General features: G+C 35.9%; 14 protein-coding genes and 3 pseudogenes. 7 read left to right on the top strand and 10 right to left on the bottom strand.

The annotated features are described in order from the left end of the window. Positions 1–256: 256 nt before the first annotated feature. Complete coding sequence (locus ACFTQ7_RS14405) at positions 257–721, top strand: GNAT family N-acetyltransferase (RefSeq protein WP_386829555.1); 465 nt, start codon at positions 257–259, stop codon at positions 719–721. 399 nt (positions 722–1120) lie between these two features. Here the strand turns inward: ACFTQ7_RS14405 and ACFTQ7_RS14400 are convergent, their stop codons facing one another. Further along, positions 1121–1267, bottom strand: coding sequence for a YrzI family small protein (locus ACFTQ7_RS14400; protein ID WP_386829553.1), 147 nt, complete (start codon positions 1265–1267; stop codon positions 1121–1123). Positions 1268–1579: 312 nt separating this feature from the next. Between ACFTQ7_RS14400 and ACFTQ7_RS14395 the strand changes: the two are divergent. Beyond that, positions 1580–2191, top strand: a pseudogene (locus ACFTQ7_RS14395) (flavoprotein); the annotation flags it as partial. 489 nt (positions 2192–2680) lie between these two features. On the opposite strand, the gene ACFTQ7_RS14390 reads toward ACFTQ7_RS14395, so the two are convergent. The 4 genes from ACFTQ7_RS14390 to ACFTQ7_RS14375 all read right to left on the bottom strand — a co-directional run bounded on the left by ACFTQ7_RS14390 (position 2681) and on the right by ACFTQ7_RS14375 (position 10703). Then, positions 2681–4603 (bottom strand): N-acetylmuramoyl-L-alanine amidase, encoded by a 1923-nt coding sequence (locus ACFTQ7_RS14390; RefSeq protein WP_386829551.1) that lies wholly within the window; start codon positions 4601–4603, stop codon positions 2681–2683. A gap of 219 nt (positions 4604–4822) precedes the next feature. Continuing rightward, positions 4823–5737: a C40 family peptidase gene (locus ACFTQ7_RS14385; protein ID WP_349661277.1), complete on the bottom strand. Its 915-nt coding sequence runs from the start codon at positions 5735–5737 to the stop codon at positions 4823–4825. A gap of 222 nt (positions 5738–5959) precedes the next feature. Continuing rightward, entirely contained in the window at positions 5960–7039 is a 1080-nt protein-coding gene (locus tag ACFTQ7_RS14380; protein WP_386829549.1) for a CAP and S-layer homology domain-containing protein, read from the bottom strand. Positions 7040–7232: 193 nt separating this feature from the next. Further along, positions 7233–10703, bottom strand: a complete 3471-nt coding sequence (locus ACFTQ7_RS14375; RefSeq protein WP_386829547.1) for a hypothetical protein — start codon at positions 10701–10703, stop codon at positions 7233–7235. 314 nt (positions 10704–11017) lie between these two features. Here ACFTQ7_RS14375 and ACFTQ7_RS14370 point away from each other — a divergent pair, with 314 nt between their 5' ends. Further along, positions 11018–11695: a hypothetical protein gene (locus ACFTQ7_RS14370; protein WP_349661279.1), complete on the top strand. Its 678-nt coding sequence runs from the start codon at positions 11018–11020 to the stop codon at positions 11693–11695. Beyond that, entirely contained in the window at positions 11695–12948 is a 1254-nt protein-coding gene (locus ACFTQ7_RS14365; RefSeq protein WP_386829545.1) for an HlyD family secretion protein, read from the top strand. The genes ACFTQ7_RS14370 and ACFTQ7_RS14365 overlap by 1 nt, the downstream gene beginning before the upstream one ends. A 322-nt stretch (positions 12949–13270) precedes the next feature. Here ACFTQ7_RS14365 and ACFTQ7_RS14360 read toward each other — a convergent pair. Continuing rightward, positions 13271–13560, bottom strand: a pseudogene (locus ACFTQ7_RS14360) (ISL3 family transposase); the annotation flags it as partial. Between the two features lie 272 nt (positions 13561–13832). Between ACFTQ7_RS14360 and ACFTQ7_RS14355 the strand changes: the two are divergent. Then, on the top strand, positions 13833–14387 hold the full coding sequence (locus ACFTQ7_RS14355) for a M23 family metallopeptidase (RefSeq protein WP_386829543.1): 555 nt from the start codon (positions 13833–13835) through the stop codon (positions 14385–14387). A 102-nt stretch (positions 14388–14489) separates the two neighbouring features. Further along, positions 14490–14630, top strand: a complete 141-nt coding sequence (locus ACFTQ7_RS14350) for a hypothetical protein (RefSeq protein ID WP_386829541.1) — start codon at positions 14490–14492, stop codon at positions 14628–14630. 28 nt (positions 14631–14658) lie between these two features. On the opposite strand, the gene ACFTQ7_RS14345 is transcribed toward ACFTQ7_RS14350, so the two are convergent. From ACFTQ7_RS14345 to ACFTQ7_RS14335, 3 genes are all read right to left on the bottom strand, one after another. Beyond that, positions 14659–15873: an ISL3 family transposase gene (locus tag ACFTQ7_RS14345; RefSeq protein WP_386829539.1), complete on the bottom strand. Its 1215-nt coding sequence runs from the start codon at positions 15871–15873 to the stop codon at positions 14659–14661. A gap of 166 nt (positions 15874–16039) precedes the next feature. Further along, complete coding sequence (locus ACFTQ7_RS14340; RefSeq protein WP_386829538.1) at positions 16040–18538, bottom strand: S-layer homology domain-containing protein; 2499 nt, start codon at positions 18536–18538, stop codon at positions 16040–16042. Between the two features lie 72 nt (positions 18539–18610). Then, positions 18611–20488, bottom strand: a complete 1878-nt coding sequence (locus ACFTQ7_RS14335; protein ID WP_386829537.1) for a copper amine oxidase N-terminal domain-containing protein — start codon at positions 20486–20488, stop codon at positions 18611–18613. A gap of 253 nt (positions 20489–20741) precedes the next feature. Between ACFTQ7_RS14335 and ACFTQ7_RS14330 the strand changes: the two are divergent. Further along, positions 20742–20942: pseudogene (locus ACFTQ7_RS14330) on the top strand (IS3 family transposase); the annotation flags it as partial. A gap of 102 nt (positions 20943–21044) precedes the next feature. Here ACFTQ7_RS14330 and ACFTQ7_RS14325 read toward each other — a convergent pair. Beyond that, complete coding sequence (locus ACFTQ7_RS14325; protein ID WP_197139729.1) at positions 21045–22931, bottom strand: stalk domain-containing protein; 1887 nt, start codon at positions 22929–22931, stop codon at positions 21045–21047. Positions 22932–23383 lie beyond the last annotated feature (452 nt).

The following is a 23383-nucleotide window of genomic DNA, read 5'->3' as shown; positions in this document are numbered from 1 at the left end:
CCCACGAGCAGTTACGTTCTACCCTGGCTACTGCTATAATAAAACCATTTGAAAAATGTTCAACCAGAAATATCTGGCTGACCTTATAATACGAACGGAGCAGTTTAGTTGAATAGTGTTTTTTAACTTATTGTTCAACAATTGGGCCAGATTCTAGAAGATCAACATTGCTGAAAATGGTAATATTTGAGATGATTAGTATTAAGAAAACAGGCAGAATAGTGGAACAAGGGTATGAAAGCGAGAGGGGATATTTATGGCTTATAAGTTTGAGATTATGACTCAGGAACAAGCTGAGGATATTGCACATAATTGGCACTATGATGGAGAATATTCTTTTTATGATATAGAAGCTGATGAAGAAGATTTAGCTGAATTTTTAGACCCAGAAACAAGAGGTAACTCAATGTTTGCAGTTTTGAAAGAGGATGAAATCATTGGTTTCTTCAGTGTTAATAAAGTAGCTTCTAATATTTATGATATAGGTTTAGGAATGAGACCAGATTTGACTGGTGATGGTAGAGGGTTAGAATTTCTAAATGCTGGTATTGATTTTGTCCAATCAAGATTTACACCAGATAATATTACATTATCAGTAGCAACTTTTAATCTAAGAGCGATAAAAGTATATAGAAAAGTTGGGTTTAAAGATATTGATACATTTATGCAAGATACATATGGTAGCACATATGAATTTCTAAAAATGGTTTATGAATGCTAATTTAAAGGTTCCTTTGTTCAATTTTTGCGCTACATGGATGGCTAATAGGATAAAATAATGGAATTAAGATAAAAATCGCCAAATTTAATTTTAGTATCGAGGAATTACGCTTTTTAGAATTAGAATTTTTCCTAACATTGTAATTCCGCATTTTCTTAAACTACATCAATTTGTATGTGTAACATATCGCTTAAAAAAGTGCAAAATACATCCTGAAGCAACCCGTCCTAGATTAGAACGGGTTAGCTTTACGGAGATTATAAAATTCAATAGCTATATTGTCACTTTATATTACTTCATCTGGTGGTTGTGTCTTTCTCCAGCCATAAAACTGCATAACGTCTTTTGATCATATAAATCATTTCAATCCCCACCTTTCATGTTTTTTAATTAACAAAATTAATATTGACGAATACGAATGTAATTTTCTACTTTTCTTCGGTTCTCTTCAAAGATTTTTTTCGCATTTTCATTATGAAGTGCTTTCTCAAGAGAGATCTCACGTTTTGTAATAGTTATCGTGAGAGCAAAAAAGTTAAATATCATTTATTATCACCTCCTTAAATTGCCATGAAAAATGAAAAAAACCGTAGAGAGACTCCCCCTACGGTGAAAAAAGGCACAAAAATACCGCAGGGGCACACTTCTCCCTGCGGTATGGGTATGCTTAATTACAAAAAAACCTTAAGCGATCCATTCCGATCTGGTCGAATGTGTGATTTTCATTTTTACTGAAGTTGTAGCTACCAATGACATCAATTTAACGATAACGATCATTTCATTCGACCTCCTTAAGAATTTTTTGTTTACTTTGTAAGTATATCTATATTTAAGTTGTTTGTAAACATATTTTACTAAGATTTCCTGATTTTTGAAGATAGAGCCGTTATTGATGCGACGGGTACATAGGGGAATCCAAACCCAGCAAATTCTACAGGGGGAAGGCTCCAAAATGAAAAAGCATTAGCAAATCACATTGAATATGGTATCCCAGACATTAATAAGAATACTAAGTGATATGTCAATAAGAAAATTGCAGTTATTGGTGGTGGCCATTCAGCTATTAATACCTTATTTGCACTCGCAGAATTACAAGATGAGAATCCTGCAACAAAGCTAGTGTGGATTTTGCGTAAAAAATCTGTAGAAGAAGCCTATGGTGGTGAAGTATAGTTGTGGCACAGTAAGAACGCATGGAGAAGAAATTCTACGCCAACCAGAAAAGGACTTCTATATAGTCGGAGCTAAAAGTTATGGACGCGCACCAACATTTTTAATGGCAACTGGCTACGAACAAGTTCGTTCAATAACAGCTTATTTATCAGATGATGAAGGAGCGTTAAAACGTGTGGAATTGGCGTTACCTTAAACAGTATATGCGGTATAAATCTTGCCAATCAAACAAATTCACTAAATTATCGGATGCTTCCTATCATTTATCGTAAAAAAGGGAGTTATTCGTTTAAATAATGCTAATTATCGTTTAATGTAGATTTGTCCAATATTCATTAAATTTATTCATTAAGTGGGAACAACTTAAGTGGTTGTGACTATATCTTGACAAAGGTTCTTCATAAAAAATACATTTGTTTAGGGCTAGAAGGATATAAAATGTTTGAGAAATTCAGAAAGAAAAAACAAGTATATGAGGACCATTCCGTTTCTATGAAATCTGTCGAAGCCTACAACTTTTTTCTCCTATCTGATACTACATGAACACCTCCCTAACCCCCTCGAGCCTTTGTCCCCCTCTTCTTAGCCCCAAACAAAAATATATTTATCTATACATAAAAACGTACATGCAAACATAAAAATAATCAGTGGCTAAAATATATCTATCCTATATTAACTATGCCAGGTTAAAGATTATCTTCATAGCAAGCCCTACCTTTCCTTAACAATAAAAAAACTGTCCCAAAAGTGAGTTAATCACTTTTGGACAGTTTCTATGTTGATCGATTATTGCTTTTTGTAGTATTGCTCAATTCCGTTATAGATAGAATCTGCAAATTTAGTTACATATTCATCAGTTGTCATTTTTTGACGATCTCCATCATTTGTTAAGAAGCCAAGTTCCACTAAAATGGATGGAATGCTCATATTATTAATTACATAGTATGGGTATTGCTTAACGCCACGATTCTTCATATTTAAATTGTTTACAATTTGATTATTTACAAAAGTGCCTAAATCAATATCCTCTTGATACATATCTCCTGATGAAATAGAATAATATGTTTCAGTACCCGATGCTGAGGTATTGGAAGCAGAGTTTACATGCACACTTACGAAAATCTCACCATAGTTTGCATTTGTAAAATCTACTCGACCTTGTAAGGTAGGGAACGTATCAGCAGTACGAGTCATGTACACTTTTGCGCCAGCATTCTCAAGCTTTTGCTTAACTAGTGTGCTCACTTTTAATGTAATGTTCTTTTCAGAGAATGAACCTAGTACTGTTCCTGGATCCTTACCACCATGACCTGGATCTAGGATAATAATACGATTTTGCAACGGTTTGCCATTTTGATTTAATAATTTTAAATACGATTTATGGACATAACCTGATTTACCATTGTATTCGATGCTTGCCCAGTAACCATTAATTCCGTTAACTTTAACAGAGTCGCCCTTGTTAAGCTTAAATAGCACTGTAGAAGTTGCATTTGCTTCACTACGGACATTTAGGTTTCCAACAGTTGCTCGTCCTAATACATCACCTGAAGCTGTAGGTGGTGTTGTAGGTGGAGTTGGATCAGTTTGTTCGTCTTTACCCGTTTCTGTTGTGCTGTTCGCTACAATGTAACCTGGTAAACCATTTACTTGCGTTAAATGATAGCCGCCAGCAGTTTTGTAAACTGGTAATTTTACATTCGCTTTAATAGTTTGAATGACTTTTGCTGAAGAAGTTGGTTTGACATATAAGTTAATAGCTCCATTAGATGTCACTTCTTTTTGGACAGCCCCTAATTCATTGCCATCTGCATCTAAAAATTGTGCATAATCTTTATAAATATAAGCATATGCACCTTTATATGTTACTTTCAGCCATTTGCCTTGAACTTCATAAACTGATAGTTTGCCGCCTTTATTTACTGTACCAACAATGTTAGTATTTGATGAACTATCAGATGTTTTGCGGATATTTAGACCATCTGTCGTCACTTTGACTAGCCCAATAACCTCTTTTGTATCAGGTACAGATGACCCTTTTACTGGTAACTCTAAACGATATTTCTCACTTTTTGCACGTGCTACAAATAATGAAAAATGCGCACGTGTAACAGTACTATTTGGTAAATAATTTTTACCACTACCATTTGTAATACCATTATAGTAAATTGTATTTACATACTTAACGTAAGGGTGTGTAATACTTACGTCAGCAAATGGTGAATCTAAGTTTTCATATTCACTTGTGTCTAAGTTAAATGCCTTTGTTAATACATGGCTCATTTCATCACGAGTGATAGCCTTTTTTGGTAAGAATTTGCCTTGTGTATTCGTTGAAAAGAACCCTAATTGCACAGCTCTTTCGATATAACCTGACATTTCAGTACCTACTGTTACATCCGAAAAACTTGATTTGTTTACGACTAATGGTTTATTACCAGAGGCAACGACAACCATTTTTGCCACTTGTTCACGTGTTACAGACTCATTTGGACCAAAGACTCTTTTCCCATTTACAAAATATCCTTGGATAACACCCAAGCTCACTAAATAATTGATTTCTTCATAAGCTTCGTGATTTTTGGAGATATCTGCAAATGTTACATTTGTAGTTGTATCTGCCATTACACTATCACTATGTATAGTAAACATAGAAGCTGAAATGAATAAGACGCACAACAAAATAAGACTACTTTTTTTAAGATTCAATGTCTTATTTCCTCCCTTCCTGTTCTCTTAACGTATTCATTTTAACAAAATTAACTAGATAAATCATCATCCGACAGCACTTTTTATGTTTATATTTTCCAATCACTTCCTTTTCAGTGGAATTATCATAAAAATAGAAGAGTCTGCAATTGCAAACTCTCCTCTAATTATAAGCTATTTAAAAGATCTTTTCTTGCAATCAATGCATCAATGAAAATATTATCTAGATTGTAATCTTTCAATAAACATTTTTAGTTCTTTAATTTTTAGTAATTCATCCATACCAAAGTTGCCATTGCCATCTCCATTAGTAACACCGTTCGATGCAAGAATAGAAACATATTGATTAGCCCAGCTATCTTGTGGTACATCACTAAATGTTACTTCTTGACCAGCATTCTCAAGTCCGAACGCTATAACTAATACTTTCGCAATTTGTGCACGAGTAATTGGTGAAGATGGATTGAATTTACCACTTGCATCACCTTCAAAAATACCTAATTTTGCAACAGCTGCAATAGCACCTGCATGCTCATATGTTGGTTTTATATCGACAAAACCACTATTTTTGTCAGATGTATCTAAGTTTAAAGCTTTCGCAATTTGTGAAGCAGCTTCCGCACGTGAAGCATATACTGTAAAATCAATTGCTACTTTCTTTACTTCAGCTTGTTGTTCTTCGTCAAATGTAGCAACTCGTTTAGCGCCAATGTAGCGAGAACCCCAATAATATGGATCATTTACGTTTGAATAACTAACACCTTGGTTAGTTTGAGAGTGGATCATTTTACCGTCACCTATGTATATAGATACATGTGAGACACCTTTGCCACTTGTATTGAAAAATAGTAAATCTCCAACTTGAAGATCACTTTTAGCAACTGCTGTCCCTTGTTGGTATTGAGCGCCTGATGTGCGGTTTAATGTGATGCCTAAATCTGCAAATACTTGAGAAGTAAAGCCAGAGCAATCAAAACCGCTTGTAGTTGTCCCACCGTATTTATATGGAATGCCTAAATATTTAGAAGCTGTATCAGTGACTTCAGTTTGAGTCGCTGCTTCAGCTGAATCTATATGAGTTGTAGAAAATAACATGAAAGATGCAAAAATCGGTAATAACCATTTTTTCTTCATACTTTTGTTATACCCCCTCTAAACTTTTTTGCCTATACATAGACTATCATAAAAGGTGGTATTTTAATTTTTCAATTGTGTAACGATTTCCGGAATAAACAAAAACGCTGATATACCAACGTTTTTTGGCATCACCAGCGTTAAAAATGGAAAAATTTTATTGGTTTTTTATAACATCCGTAACATAAATGTAACATTAGCAACTCTTTGTTACATAACCATTTATTTACTCGAAAATAGTTGAACCCAATAATAATTTCCTTGGCGGTCCTGTGTAACCGCAACACCTGTATTTGTATAATGCTCCTTCATAATATTATCTCGATGGTCTGGAGAAGCCATCCATCCTTTCACAACGGTTTCTGGCGATTTGAAATACCTTGCAATATTCTCGCCGAAGCTCGTGTAAGAATAATCAAATAATGTCGCTAAATCCCAAGGAGCACCATAATAAGGAGAAATATGTTCAAAATAATTGCGTTTAACCATGTCCTGGGCTTTTATAATTGCGATTTGTGTCAGTTCTGAATCATAGATAACAGGAGCTAGTTGGTTCTCTTCCCGTTCCACATTGATGAGCTGAATGACCTCTTTTGACCAAGCTGTCGAAAGATTTAATGTTGGTATATAATCCTTTGCTAAATAATCATAAGCCACTTCAAGCTTCTTTACTTTTTGCTGAAAATTTATGCTACGTTCAACAAAAACTGCTGTTTGAGCCCGTGTCACTAATTTGTTGGGTGCAAAATGCTTGGCATCTACTCCGCCAATAATTCCTATGTCCGTTAGTGATTCGATATAGTCTTTCGCCCAGTGTGTTCGAGGAACATCATCAAATTTGCTTTTATTTTTACCATCCACTTTAAACTGATAAGCTAGTGCTAGCATTTTTGCAACTTCCGAACGCTTTAAAGGCTCATTTGGATGAAAGGCATCACTATTTTGTAAAACCCCTATGCCTACAAGTTTCTGAATTTCCTTGTAATAGGGATGTGTAGCAGGAACATCTTTAAAGTGTAGTGAAATCGAAGTATCTGTGCTTGTTTGAATAGACCGAGCAATTGCAGATGCAGCCTCTGCCCTCGTAATAGCTTGGTCCGGCTTAAATGTATTGTCAGTATATGTAGTCATATATTGCTTCGACAGCATATGTTGAATCGACGAACTTGCCCAGTATGAACTAGACACATCACCAGCGATGTTGGATGCTGCGTCCGCCTTACTAATCCCAGATAAATTTCCAATAGTTGTAGCTTGTAAAACAATTGAAAGTACCAATATACTTATCACCCTTTTAAACATGGCTACCTCCTATATTTAAATTATTTTAAATTATACCCCTCAAACACGGAAATAAAACTCCCTATTACATACGATTTCTTGATTGATAAGGTTTCACTTTTTTTGGAAATTTCATAGCTTTATAAATTTGTTTTCTATAGTATAGAAGGAGTTTCCCCAAAATATGCATTGGGAAAACTCCTTCTTGTTATTTCTATTCAATCATTTTTAAATATTCTTCTAGAATGCGGTAGTTATATACTAAATCCTGTTGTTCCAGTGTAAGTGAGTTATATAGTTTTTGAGCAGCTAACACCTTTTTCTCAAATGACGTGTTGTCTGGATCAATAACAGAGATAGCCTGAACTACTTTTTGAACTGCCTCTACATCCTTTTCAGCTTTCTTTAATTCGTCCTCATTGATGACTTGCCCTCTTAATTTCGAGTCTAACGCTTTATAGGCTGCAACTGCATTCGCTACATCTTCTAAATACGTTGAAGAGGTTGGTGAAAGGCTAGCTATTAATTCAACGACTTTCTTTACATCGGCCATACTTTTCTCTGCATCTAACAAGATCGAATAATTCGTAATCCTTTGCTTATCTGTCGTATTTAAGCTATCGTACTCTTTTCGTACTGCTTCCACCATACCAAAGTAAAACTTGTCCTTTGGATTTAAATTAGCAATGTTCTTATATACTTTTATTACGTTATCTAATGATAATAATAGATCATCATTATAGACGTAACGTCTTTGCTCAGCATTTAGCTTATCATAGGCTTTTAAGATTTTTTGATATTGACTATTCATGTCTTTGGCCGTAAGTAGTCGATCGATATCCTCGACAACACTAATAACAGGCTTTAACAGCTTCTCTTGATCTTGTAACACTTTGTAATTTTGTACGGCTCTTTGTTGATCCTTTGGTAAAGCGTTATAAGCTGCACGAATTTCCTGAATACGTTTCACATATTGCTTCGGATCTACAGACGGTAAATCATTAATCATCTGCATAACATTACCAGCACCTAAAATGCTTGTTTCTGCCGCTTGTAATAAGTAATAGTTTGTTACATATTGCTTCTTATCTGCCGCTAGCGCGTCATAAAGCGCACGTGCCCGAATTGTATCCTCAAGATATGTACTACTTGAAGATTTCAGTTTACTAATTAATTCAATCACCTGAGATATAGGCTCATAGTTTTGTAGAACATCGATATTATTAATATATTTTTTCTGATCTTTATTTAAATTATCATACGCCTTACGCGCAGAATTAACCTTGCTGACAAAATTATTGGATTCCGGATCCAAATTATTAATTTGCAGCATTACATTTAAAATAGGTTTTACCTCTTTTTCACGTGCTGTTAAATCTTTTATATTTGTGACTAATTTCTTTTGATTCGAAGTTAGCTGATCATACGCTACACGTGCATCCAGGAGCTTCGTTAAATAGTCGCCATCTTGTTGTTTCGTTAAATCAATTAGCTCGACAACTTTTTGTGCTATTCCATACTCATTTTCTGCTGCTACAAGTGCATCATAATTAATGATTACTTGTTGCTTCTCATTAGGTAGTGCATCGTACATCTCTCGTGCTGTTTTCATATCTTGGTAGAATGTCTTGCTTGTTGGCTTTAATGTTGCAATGAGGCCAATCAGTGAAGCCACATCTTCAACTGCAGTTAGATTCGCATAGTTCGTCACACGTTTTTGCGATACTGCATCTAGTGCATTATAAGCCTTACGCGCAGCGAGTACTTTTTTCGTGTAATCCTTACTTGTAGGATTTAAGGCATCGATCATTTGAATAACCTTAATAACAGCCTTATTATTTTTTTCGTAAGTAGTTAAAGTTTTTGCCTGCTCTACTAGTTTCTTCGCATTTTTATCCATTGATTTGTACTCTGCAGATAATGCAGCTACCTTCGCCACGAAAGTATCTGGATTTTCATTCGCCAATGCTAAGACACGATCATCAAAAGCCTTGGCTGTATCGATATAGCCCTGTGCTTTTGTTAAATCACCACTATTGACTACCTGCGATTTAAGGGCTTCAGCCAAATTATTAAACGCACTATTTGCTTTCGCCACATTATCTTTATATGTCTTTTGGGATGGATTTAAAGCATTTATTTGAACAATCACTTCTATTACAGCGACCTTCTCATTTAAATTATTATGATTTCTTACATACCCTTGTTTTGTGCCGTCCAACTTTGCGTAAGCTGTATAAGCAGATTTCGCTTTTGAAATATAACTTTTAGATGTTGGATCTAACTTTTCAAATTGATCAATCACATTGACGACTGCCTTATGTGATTTCTCTAAATCTGTTAGGACTTTAATGTTTGTCACAAGTTTTTTAGATGCTGATGGTAGTGCGTTATAGTCAGAGCGTGCTTTTAGCATATCAACTACTAAATTATTAGACTTACTTAAATTATCAATTTGACTAATAACGGCCGCTACTGCTGTTTCTTCATTTGCAAGTTGCGACAATTTAGTCTCAAGCTTGTTTTTAATTTCATTTAACGCTGCTGCATCGCTACTATTCCCAGCATTTAACGCAGCTACTTTAGTTTGTAATGCCTCTAGTTGTGCTTTGTAATCCTTCATAGATGAATTTAGTGCATTTACTTGTTTCGATACATCAGCATATTGGAAAAATAACTTTAATTTATCGCTATTTTTCACTAATGCCTTTTCACTCTCTCCAAGCTTGTCAAAGGCAGCTTGGGCAGCAAGTGTTTTGCTTTCGAAAGTAGAAGTTTTAGGGTCTAAGCCGTCGATTAATTTTTCTACGTTTAGCACTTCCTTATTAACCGAAGACAGATTTGATAAGGCATCCGTATACTTTTTATAAGGTGTTACAGAATCGTTATTTGGATTATGGGCTACGACCACTTTCTTTTGATTCGCTGTTAGTGCATTATAAGCTGTCGTAACTTTTTCCAATGCTGCTGTAATGTTTGCATAGTCATTTGGATTTTTATTTAATATAGCTACTAAACTCTCTAGTTCGGTAGTGGCTGGTAATACAGCAGCTGCATCTCCTTTTAAATTAAGCAGCTTCGCAATATCTGCTCCCTTTGTTTTAAAATAGGCATTGCGTGCAGCCTCATCATAATCATATTGTAAAGATGTACCGCGAATTGTAGAGGCAATATCGCTAGCTTTAACAAGTGCGATTTCCACTGCTTTGCCAAAAGCATCTTGGACGCTTAAATAAGAGGAATCACCTGATTCTTTTAAAAATTTATTAAAATTATTCTCTACAGCTGTCACATCATTGATAAATGACTTACTTGTATATGTTATTTCATTAATGTTCTTTCCTATTTCCTTTAGTTCGCCTATTAGTCGACGTTGCTCGACAACATATTTATACTTCGCTTGAATAAAATCAATCTCATCACTAGTAAAACCAAAAGTTGCTAGATTTGCTACATCACCTTTTGCAATAACCATTTCATCGGCTGTCGAATTCTCGGAGAGCTTCGCAAATTGTGCTATCATTTGTTCTTTTGTCGTTGCGGCAGCTACTCCGTTAACGTTGGCAACTTGCTCTGTTTGAGTTAATACGCGAGGCTGTGCATCATTATTTTCCTGTGCATTCGCTATAGCTGTTGGTGCCAGTAATAGACTCGTTATAACTCCCGCCGTCAATTTTCGATTCAATCGAACCACCCTTTCATTTTTCAATTCATTACTTTTGTATCGGTGAATTTCATGTGATTTCAAGCCATTATTTACACTATTAAGCGTATCAAAAGTAATTTTTTATAATAACTTGATAGAAATACAGGAAGTTTTTTCTATTATACTATACAATAGTTTTATATGATGTTTTCCATCATTCGACATGTAGTTTTTTATATTGTTTTTTTGACGAAATTATTGAAAAAAACAGCTATTTTTATATGTCAATATCGTTTAACAAGGTGTATACTACAAATTTGATATTTACTATTTTGGAAGAGAGGAAACTGTATATGTTTTACCGTTATAAATTTTGGCATAGCTTAAAAAATCCAACCTACTTTACTAAAATTGTAGAAGAAGGTGAGATTATTGGATACAAAAGACGTTCGTTGACGGTTTTCATCTTATTCCTTCTGTTATTCACTGCTCGTGAATATTGGGGGATGGGTACTGAAACTTTAACGACATTGTTCGCAATGGATTTACATAATGAATACTACGTGGCTCGTTACCTTTCGATGCTTGGTGCCATTTTGTGGGCTATTGTCTATTTTTGCTTCCATTATTACGGTGTTACCTACCTTTTACATCTATTAACGGACATTCCCTATACATGGATTAAAAAAGTCCAATTATATGTTGTCACATTTTTATTAATCGAAAAAACTATCTTGTTTGCTGTATTCTACTTAACTGGCTATACAACACTCTTTTCATTCTTTTCATTAGCGCCTCTTGCATTGCAGATGATGAGTACGGATTATGTCTTATTCACACTTAATCAATTAACAGTGGCGACTATGCTAACAATTGTTGTACAGTACACATTCCTTTCTAAATGGGAGGAAGAGGCGAGCAGAAAAATATTAGTCGTAAAAATTATCGGCATACAATTATTTATGGCCTTATTTGTTGGTCTAATTAGTGTATTACCAATTAAAGAATGGATTGTTAGGGGGTTAGGATAATGGCATTTATCAAATCAAAGCCTTGGACAAGCTTGACCATCGTGTTGACAATGCTATTAGTCGGCGTAAATGCTTATTTTGTCTTTAAAGACGATAGCAAAATTACACGCTCCTACTATATCGATGAATTTCAAAAAGCTTATAAAGGTACAAATACAGAGCGTGTCAAAAAGGAAACGATTGTTGCACCAGCTGAAACATATACACTTACAGCCGATGCGACAAGCTTATCCGCAGTGAATGTAAAGCGTGGCCAAAAAGTATCTCCTAATGATGTACTGGCTACTTTTAAATCAGAAGAAGTTGATAATGAGTTAACAAAGCTCGAGGCAGAACGTGCAGCCTATGAAACTGAACGAAGTGATTTAGAAGATGCACTTTCTCAAATCGAGAATGATTATGATGATGCTGATCCGAAAAGCTCCGTCAATACGGACCAAATAAACGGCACATTATCTGTCACACTACAATTGGAGCTAGGACAGCAAAGTTCACCATCGACAGCAATAGCCCTTTTGAATCGACATATTGCCGAAACAGATCGTCAAATTGCGCTAATGGACGCACAAATTGAACAAATACAAGCTCGCGAAGGTGTCGTTAGCCCAGTGGACGGTGTTATTGCAGCCGTTAAAGAAGAATCTGGGACAGTCACATTTGAAATTTATTCTACTGAAAAAACGATGCTTGCCTATTTATCAGAGGATGAGTGGCAAAAAGTATCGGAAGGTCAAACTGTTGATTTTAAAGTAAAACATATGAAAGATTCCTTATCTGGCACTGTACTTGAAAAACAAACGATTGCTACAGATGATTCTTCTATTTGGGGAAATGAGCTTGCAAAAACAACAGATTTACCTCAACCAACGAATTATGAAGTAGTGTTGCAACAAGATGAAGCAATGGAGGACATTCCATTTTCGACTACTGGCAAAGCCTCTATTATTGTCAACGAAGCATCTGATTCTTATAAAATAGATAAATCGTGGGTGCATGCTACTAAAAAGAAAGGTAAAAAAATATACATTGTTGGACCGGATGGAAAAATCGACATGAAGGATATTCATGTTAACTTTAAAACTTCACAGTCAGCTATTTTTACTGACAGTTTAGATGAAGGAACACCTATGATATCCGATAAACAACGTAATCTTACAGCCTATGCTTTCCGTACAATGCCTGTTGAGAAAATCCAATGGAAACATTTCAAGAAATTAGATTGGAAACACTATGTTAAATATATTGTTTTCTAAATAAATTTTATAGTTCTTCTTATATAAGAAAAAATCCGCTTCAATTTCTGTGAGCAAAAAAAGAGCAGCAACGGTTTGCTCTTCTCACAGAAATCTAGGCGGATTTTTTCATTGGTGATGTTAAAAAAAAATACTAAACAAAATGATTAAAGAAGTTTTTGTTAAAATAATTACACTTTATATGAGGTGATTTCCGTTCCAGACTACTCGCTTTGCTGAAAATAACGGTTCTAAGTCAAATGTTGGGGTGGTGTAATCTTTTAGCACGTTAACCCAGATGAACTCCGATTTCTTTATACTTTAAATTTAATAAGATTTTTGCTCAAAAGTGATCGAAACGTCGAAAGCCATATGCATTCCGTTTCATCACTTTTGTTTTATTATTAATACCTTCTATGAGCCGTTGGAATAACCAAAACTAAAGCTATTTAAAATTTCTACTTGCCAGTTTTTCAATGTTTGAATTGCTTTTAAAAAAGCTGGTAATCTTGTCTCTTCTACCTTACGGTAAAAAGCTAGTAATCGCTTCCTCACTTCTACGACATCATTCTTTGTCTTTGCCAAATCAAACCATTCATAATAGGCTTCCTTTAATTCATGAGCTACTTTTAAATACATTTCCTTTCTTAAGAAGTATGGATAAACCGTTCAACTTTAATTAGTTGAGCGGTCTTATTTTTTTAAACATTTCCTTTAGCAGCGACTCAGTGAGTCCTTTTTATTCGTAGTCCCTTAGTTCAGTTACTAACAAACTTTGTTATGAGAGCATGACATGAAAAGAATATGCTTTTTATATTGTATTGACAAGAATGGACAAACACCAAATTTGGATAATCACATAATATATTAAATAACTTATATAAAACTAAAGGAGAATTGAACATTTGAAAATATATTGTAGACATCCATTTAATACGACAGCACAAATCGAGGTCTTTTATGGGTGTAGTGATAATCATGAGGGTGCAAAAGACTTAAGATTTGTTGGTGGTATGCCACATGGAACGCCTGTTTATGCAATGGAATCGGGCGTAGTAGCTCATTTAAAACGAGGCAGAATCCATTGTGACACTGATAACTGCCCAAATGAAGCTAATAATGTTGTGATTCAAGGTAGTGATAAGTTCTTCACCGAATATGCTCATATAACACCAGCTCCCTTTATTTCTCAACTTAGTCCCCCTCGGTTTGTACCGCTAAGGATTGGGGACAGAATCAGAACTGGGCAACTAATTGGTTGGGTGGATAACTCCGGCCGTACGACGGTTCCTCATGTTCATATTTCACGTTTTCAATTTTTAAATTTAAATCCTCCCATACCAATGAAAACTTATGATGGATTTACTTGTGATTGGTCTATAGTCGGTGTCGATGCACCTTATGTACCTTTAGAGTGTAAGTCACTCGACAGTCATCCTCGTTGGCCATTGCTACCATGACACAGGTTCGATTCAAATTGAATATTAATATTCGAAAAATAAAGTTTTTAATAACCTGTCATTTTAGATCCACCTCATTATAACAGTATTGGGGTGAAAGAAATGAACAAGAAAAAACATCCGTTATATTATATATGGAATGGGATGATGTATCGCTGTTATAAGCCGTATTTGCCACATACACTACACACATTGCGAAGCGGTCGTTTGGTTGGAGTTAGTATAGAAATAAAAAAAGGTTAATGTTGGGGTGGCGTAATCTTTTAGCACGTTAACCCCGATGAACTCCGATTTCTTTATACTTTAAATTTAATAAGATTTTTGCTCGAAAGTGATCGAAACGTCGAAAGCCATATGCATTCCGTTTCATCACTTTTGTTTTATTATTAATACCTTCTAAGAAGCCGTTGGAATACCCAAAACTAAAGCTATTTAAAATTTCTACTTGCCAGTTTTTCAATGTTTGAATTGCTTTTAAGAAAGCTGGTAATCTTGTCTCTTCTACCTTACGGTAAAAAGCTAGTAATCGCTTCTTCACTTCTACGACATCATTCTTTGTCTTTGCCAAATCAAACCATTCACAATAGGCTTCCTTTAATTCATGAGCTACTTTTAATGTTTCAGACATTTCTGTATAGCGCTGTAAGTACCACTGTTGTTTCGGTGATAATTTAGATGCACGTTTATAAAATACATGACGCATACGTTTACACTTTGTGCGATTGTATTTGTCCCATTCCTTTTGTACTTGTCGGCGCACTTCATCCATTGCCCAATAGATATAACGGCTAAAATGAAAGCGGTCTGCCACAATAACAGGTCGACCTAGCGATTGACGAACAGCTGCTTTAAAACTTGGATTCATATCCATGACTACTATCTCAACATCTGCTCCATACTGACTTAAGTAATTTTTTATAGTTTCTTTTTTACGATTCGGTAAAATATCAATCGGTTCGCGCGTCTCCGCATTCGCAATTATTAGCTGATACGTACCTGCATCTGTATCGTCTTTATACTCATCAATCGCAATCACTTTTGGTAAACGTACACCCTCTACTAATTGTTTATTCGCTACCTTTTTAAAACGGCGAATGACCGTCGTGGTTGATGTGCCTAGTACTTCTGCAGCTTCTTTAAATGTTTTGGCTTTAATAGCACCTATATTTACTACTTGATTCCATTCCTTAGAATACCGTTGATATTTATCTACGAAAGGGGATTTTTCGGAGAAACGCTTTCCACATTTACAAACATAACGACGACGTTTATAGAAAAGAATAGTTAAACGTTCAAACCATTTTAAATGATTGATCTTTTGTATACGGTAATCGTGAACCTTCGAAGTTTCTTTTTTACAAACTGGACATTGATGCGTACATTTAGGCAATTGTACATACAATGCGATTCGATCGCCTACTTCTTCTACTTTCGTAATCTCTACATCTTTTAATCCCGGAATATTCGTGTTAAAATTCATATGCACAGTTCACCTTTCTATTACTTGTTTCTCGACAATTCAAGTATATATAAATCAGTGAATCTGTGCTTTTTTATGCGCGCAAATGTGTGAATACCCCAAAAAATATTATAGAACCAAATTAACAAAACCCTGTAGTGTTCAATCCTACAGGGTTTTGTCATTTGTGTTTTTATTTATTTAATGTTAAACATCTATTTAAGAAGCTTGAGAATTGTGCACGCGTAATTTGTGTGTTTGGTCTGAATGTATTATCTGGGAAGCCGCCTGTTAAGTTATTTGATACAAGGGCTTGGATATCGCTATACGCCCAATGCGTCGATTTCACATCTGTAAAGTTCACTTTACTTGAGCCTGTTAATTTATAAGCTCTTGTTAAAATCGCCGACATTTCAGCACGTGAAAGCTGTCCGTTCGGATTGAACTTCCCTGCTTCTTGCCCTTTAATAATCCCAGCTTGCTCTACTGCAGCAATGGCACTGTATGCATAATGGTCCTTGCTGACATCTTTAAAGCTTGGCTCTTTCGTTGTTGTTAAATTAAGAGCCCTTGCAATAATAGTAGCTGCCTCTGCACGCGTAATGGATGCTTCTGGTTTAAATGTTCCATTCGAGTAACCTTTAATAAGTGATTTAGTATTCAAACTTTGGATATCTGAAAAAGCCCAATGACCTTTTGTTACATCTGTATAGACTAATTCCTCATGGTTGTCTTGATACACAGCCTGTAATTGATCGAAATACAGTTGGCCTTTCTTTTGAAGAGAAGCTGTTGGCTGTGCTACGTATAATCGTTCGAATTTCAATGGTAGTGTCACATCATTTGGAATGTTTGCAGTGACATACTTCCAACCATTCCAGTCCATACCGCCTTGGCTAGTGAAATCAATTGTTTGTTTTGCTCCTGAACCATCTACAAGCACTCCACGAAGCCACTGTTTTCCAGCATCCCCAAATACCCAAACGCCTATGTTATTTGGTTTTCCGTTAATAGGAATCGGTGATTTAGCTACCATATAGGCTGCTTTCGTATCTGCTCCTGCTGTTGTAAAATCATAATTTAACTTTAGGCTAGCCGTGCCCTGTCTAGCATAGTCTTTAGCATTTGTTATGGAAGCATTTGCTTTTGCCACTTCCACTTTCCATGATGAAGCATTATCAAAGCTATCTAGTACAATAGGTTTTTCTTGTGATAAATCTACAACTTTCACAGTTGTGGATGTTCGCACACCGTCATACTCACCGATAATTTTGCCTTCCCCTTTTTGCGTAGCTGTGAAAGTTGCGCCGTCCATCTTACCGATATTTCCTTCAACCGTCCAGTTCATCTTAGATGGGTTGATGGTCATCGGATTTAAGTATTGATCGTAAGCACTAGCCACTTTCATGTCAACCGATGAACCTTTCATGACTTGGCTCACATTGTTTAACGTAATGGACTTTGCTTTCCCTGGTGGCGCTGTATTGACAACCTGTAAAATGGCTGATACACGACGCTCACCACCATCTGAAGGGACGTTCACAAGGTTCGCAAAATAGCCGCCTGGATTTCGAGCAACCATCGCTGTCGAGCCGCCTCCATCAAGATTGATGGCCGAAGTAGCACCCATTGAGATTAAATGCGAAGCTAACTCTGTTAAATTAACGCCATTACTATGACCACTTAATCTACCATCTACTGTAACAACAAACACTTTTGTACCCGTTGCATCTACTGCTACCGCAGTACGAGGACTGCGAGCTGAAGCAAACCCAGAATTCGTTGGCATAGAAATGTCTACCTTACCGTTTTTCACTAACATAGGTCCTGCAGCTAAAATAAATTGAGCATCCATCCATTTTTCATCTATAGATAGATTCACGTCAATGTTTGTCCCTGCAGCAATTTTGCTTAGTTCAGTTGCCAGCTCTTTATTTTGCACCGAAATAACAAAGCCATCCGATGGCACCGTTGAATTCCCTTCTGCACCATACGTCGTTACTTTTGAAACCGTCCCTGAGAGGCGATCTCCGAAATGTAATACTTTCATATCTTGACTAGCATTTGAGACAACAATTTCTATACCCCAATTATTTGACCCTGTTGTTTTTTTATCAGGTGTGAATAATACTGTTTTATCAGTCGTTCTTTCTGTATTGATAAGATCAATCGGATAACTTTTACCATTTACTTCAAAGGAGAGATTCGTAGAATAATAGTCTGCGATCGCCTTCCCTGATTTGGATACACCAAAAGCAACAGGCTTTTGTGTTGGACTTTCATATGTATCTCCTAAAATACCATAGTTAATAATTTCATTTTTTTCAGCTAACAAGTTGGCTGGCATACCATTTCCTAAGAAGTATGAAGCATTGACAGCCCCAACAACACGATGTCCATCATATGTGTTTTGCTTTGCCATATTCGTCGTTGTTTGAAGTGAGTTAATCGGTTTCGGTACACCGACTTCAAGTTTTGTATAAGTATTATTTAAATTTACATCTAAAACATTAACAAACTCACGAATCGAATTAGAACTATAGGTTTGCTGTATGTGCATTACTTGTGGCGATATTTCTTTCTTCTCTTCTTTTATTTTATTATCAAAAGAGGCTGCATTTGCATAATTTGGATTTACAGCTAGCATTAAAACGAAACATGCTACAACAATTGTTACTAATTTTTTTGCCAATTTTCTCAACTCCGAATCAAAAAGTATGGCACGAAGTCATATTGTGAAACTCATTCGTGCCAGGGACTTCATTTATTTTGTTTCTACATAAATAGCTACTGGGAGATTTACTCCTCCGGCATGCATGAATTCTAACTCAATCGTTTCTGATGAATCCTTCATCTTGTAATCTGGCAATTCAACATATTCTGTACCTACTCTCAATGTAGGCACTAGATACACTTTGCCATTGACCTTTACTGCACCACTATAGATACCACCTCGACCAGCTAATTTAAGCTTGATCGTTTTTGTCTGTCCAGTTTGATTCACAAGTGGAATCGACACTTTATAGTTCATTCCGAAATGACCTGGATTCCCTATTGCACCATTGATTTGTGAAAGTGAATTTTGTGCTGTTAGCAAATTGTCTGTTCGATCATTTGAAATGCTATAGCCTACTTCTGGTGAATCTACTGTATAAGTAGGCAGAGCTGCTTGAATAGAAGAGCTCGTCCAGGCACCTCGTGGGTGCATCGCAGATACATCAATCGGAACAGGATCTGATAAAATGCTTGTTAAATTACTATTATTCTTTGTTAATACTGTGCGAATCGTATACTCTGGAGTCCCACCATTGACAGCTTGAATATCTAGCTCATGTAAAAATCCAATGATATAATCGCGGAGCAAACCATATGATTCGATTACCTTTGTTTCTCCTGGTGCGATGACAATCCCTTTACTGCTAGATTTTTTAAACTTATTATTAAACGTTGCATCAGCAATGGTTAACCCAATATCATGGCCAACCCAGCTATTCCCCGATTGTTGGCTAGTCCCTTTGGAGTCGATTACTTCGATGCTTTCAGTACTAGAAGTATTTTGAACTGTAATACCGATTTGTACATCTGTCCCTAACGTATTGTAATGCCAGCCAAATACTCGATGTTTCTTTGTAGCTGCTGTTGCTTTCACTTGATATTGGGAAAGTGTAGCATTAGAGTTAGGAATCAGCTTGCTCGTTAACGTTTCTGGATTATCACTTATCAATAAATCACGATCTCCTTCTAAACGAGCAGAAGGCACATTTATAGGCTTTGCTGTAGCACCATAAGATTTTTCAAGGAAGGAGCTTGTATACATATATTGATAGACATAAAGGTATAACTCTCTTTTATTTTCAATATAACGTAAATTCCCACCTAATGTGTTGACAATAAAACTAACGGGAACATACATTTTTCCATTTTGCATAAATGGTTTTTCTTCTATTGTCACAACTTCATCATTTACTAGAACTTGGTTACTATTTTCCTTGAAAAGAAAGCTCATTCCCGCAATTTGCAATTCAAACGATTTATCTGGTAACAATGTGCCAGAAGAATCTTCTAAGTTATCATATATATAATTAGCCGGAATATAGGATCTCGATTGCTTTACGATAATTGGATCATCCATCACAATACGTTCATTATTAATATGTAAAAAATATGGGTTCCCTTGAGTCTCATCTGATAAGGAAATATCAACAGTTTGTGTAGTAGGATTCCAGTTCACGTTACCACCAAAATTTTCACTAACGAAACGCAATGGCATATAAGTGCGATCCTTATACATAAATGGTGCAACAACCATTGGCACCTTTTGTCCATCCACTAAGGCAGTCTTTGAATTTACTGTTAAATTAACCGACTTGCCATCTCGAATAGCTGACGCAGTAAGTGTTTCTTTCTTCCAGTCCACACTGGCACCAACCGCCTCATACAAAGCTCTCATAGGTAAAAATATATAATCGGATTTATTTAAAACCGGATCATTCACTTTGAGCGTCTCACCATTGATCTGAATAGAAACATTATTCTTTATATGAATCTTGTCACTAGCTGCTGATGCAGAGGCTTGTCCAGGTAATATCGTAGCCAAAGCAACTGCGGTAATCATACATGAAGCCTTAAATTTACTAAACATCTTAAACACCTTTTTCCATAATTAATCTATAGGGTATCTTAACATGAAAAAAGTCCAAAAAGTGGTACTTAAATCGAAAAAAGTCGAATTGGGTACTGGAACCTAAAATCTATTCATGCAAAAGATGCATGGAAATCTTAGGATTTTCCAACACCTATGAACTTCTTCTTTCAATCTCTTAAATGTCTATTAATTCTTTTCTTACAGGTATAACTATATATAGGGAAATAAACATAATATTAACAATCAATCATCTTGTAAAGGAACAGTTGATAAAATCGCACCGAATCATTTAGATCGCCCATTTAAAGCAAATGCACCAAACGAAAAATGGAATACGAACATTACGGAGTTTAAATTATTTGGAGAAAAGCTTTATTGGTGAAATCATTACGTCACGATTGGTTCTCGCCCAATATATTCGCTTGTTTCGGAGATGTTAGAAAAGACTTTTTATATGACAGCAGTTGTTACTAGTTTTCTTAAATTCTTCATTTCGAATTAAAAAGTATGGCACGAAGTCATGTTATGAAAAACATTCGTGCCAGGGACTTTATTATTTTGTTTCTACATAAATGGCTACTGGAAGATTTGCTCCGCCTGCATGAATAAGTTCTAACTCAAGCTTATCTGATGAACCCTTCATCTTGTATTCAAATTCAACATATTCTGAGCTAGATCGCAACGAAGGCACTAAGTACACTTTGCCATTGAACTTCACTGCACCACTATATAAGCCACCTCGACCAGTTAACTTAACCTTGATCGTTTTTGTCTTTCCTGAATCATTTACAAGTGGAATCATTACCTTATAGTTCATACCGAAGTGACCAGGATTCCCCACTGCACCATTGATTTGTGACAGTGAATTTTCTGCCGTTTGCAAATGATCTGTTCGTCCATTTGAAACGTTATAACCTACCTCTGGCGAATCTACTGTATATGCTGGAAGATCTGCTTGAATAGTAGCACTTGGCCAAGCACCTCGTGGATGCATCGCGTATTCATCAATTGCCACCGCGTCCGTTTTGATCTTTGTTAAATCACTACTACTCTTCGTTAATACTGTTCGAATCATATAATCCGTACTTCCACCATTAACAGCTTGAATATCTATGTCCTGTAAAAATCCGATGACATAATCACTGAACAACTCGTACGTTTCAATCACCTTTGTTTCTCCTGGTGCGATAACAATACCTGTACTATCAGATTTTTTAAGCTTTCCGTTTAACGTCGCATCAGCAAGCGTTAAACCAATATCATGACCAAACCAGTCATTCCCAGTCATTTGAGTAATCCCTTTAGAACTGCTGACCTTAATACTTTCAGAGCTTGAAGTATTTTCAATCGTAATACCAATCTTTACTGCCGCTCCAAGCTTATTTAAATGCCAGCCAAACACTCGATGCTTGTTTGTAGCTGAAGTGGATTTAACTTGATATTGTGCAAGCGTAGAATTTGATTTAGGTAATAAAGCGTGGGTTAAATTTTCTGGATTATCACTGACCATCAAATCACGATCTCCTTCGAAACGAGCAGAAGGAACAGGTTGAGGATATGATGTAGTACCAAAAGATTTTTCTAGAAACTCACTTGTATACATATAGCGATAAACATAAATATACATTTCTCTTTTTTCGCTAATATAACGTAGGTTTCCTCCCAATGTATTGACAACAAAAGTAATAGGAACGTACATTTTACCTTTTTGAATAAATGGCTGTTCTTCTATTGTTACAGATTCATTGTTGATTAAAACGTTATTACTACCTTCCTTGAAGACAAGGCTCATACCAGAAATTTGTAATTCAAATGATTTATCTGGTAGCCAATTACCTGCTGAATCATCTAAATAATCGGATAAATAATCCGCTGGAATATAGGTTCTAGATCCTTTCGTAACAATTGGATCATCCATTACAATACGCTTATTATTTACATGTAAGATATATGGATCTTCTTGAGGTTTCTCTGAAGAACCATCTAATAAAATATCAACAGTTTGCGTAGAAGGGTCCCAGCCGACATTTCCATCTAAGTTTTCAGTAACAAAGCGTAATGGCATATATATTCTATCCTTATACATGATTGGCGCAACATCCATTGCAACCTCTTGTCCATCTACTAAGGCTGTCATAGCATCAATTGTTAAATCAATAACTTTGCCATTTCGATTAGCTGATGCAGTAAGTGTTTCCTTGTTCCATTCAACACTTGCACCAATCGCCTCATACAAAGCTCTCATAGGTAAAAGAAGGTGATCCCCTTTATCTAAAATAGGATCATTGATTTGAATCGTTTCTCCATCGATATTAATCGTAACATTATTTCGTATCTGAATTCCTTTGTCAGTAGCAGCTGACGCAGAAGTTTGTCCAGACAATACGAAAGCAAAAACAAGAGCTGCCACCATACATAAAGCCTTTAATTTGTTAAACATTCCTATCTCCTTTTTTCTACATAAATTTACTAACTACTATTTACCATATTAACACGAAAAAAGCCCAATATGTGGCATTAATATCGAAAAAAGTAGAAATAGGTACTGTTAGCCTAAGCAACATTCCTGCAAAAGCTTCACGGAGATTTAAGGGTTTTCCAAACCCCTATGAACTTCTTCTATTTATCTCTTAAGTGTGTTCATTCTACTTATAGTTTTCACCTAAAAGAACGAATCATTAAGGGGAATCATAGAAACTGGCTTTCAAGAAATTTAGCACTTCAGCATAACGTGTGGTTGATTTTCGTTCCGACTGGGCGCTTTGCCGCTGACGCTTCGCTTTCGCGCAGAGCAGAGCTTCCTGGGGGCGTCTGATGAGCCGCTTCGCTTCGCTGCAGGGTCTCATCTGTGACGCTGATCCCCGAGGAGTCGCCCAGTCTCCACTACAATCA

It is taken from the genome of Lysinibacillus sp. NPDC056959 (assembly GCF_042674095.1).
Taxonomy (GTDB): Bacteria; Bacillota; Bacilli; order Bacillales_A; family Planococcaceae; genus Lysinibacillus; species Lysinibacillus zambalensis.
The sequence above is the reverse complement of the archived record's forward strand: the minus strand, read 5'-3'. Positions and strand labels throughout refer to the sequence as shown.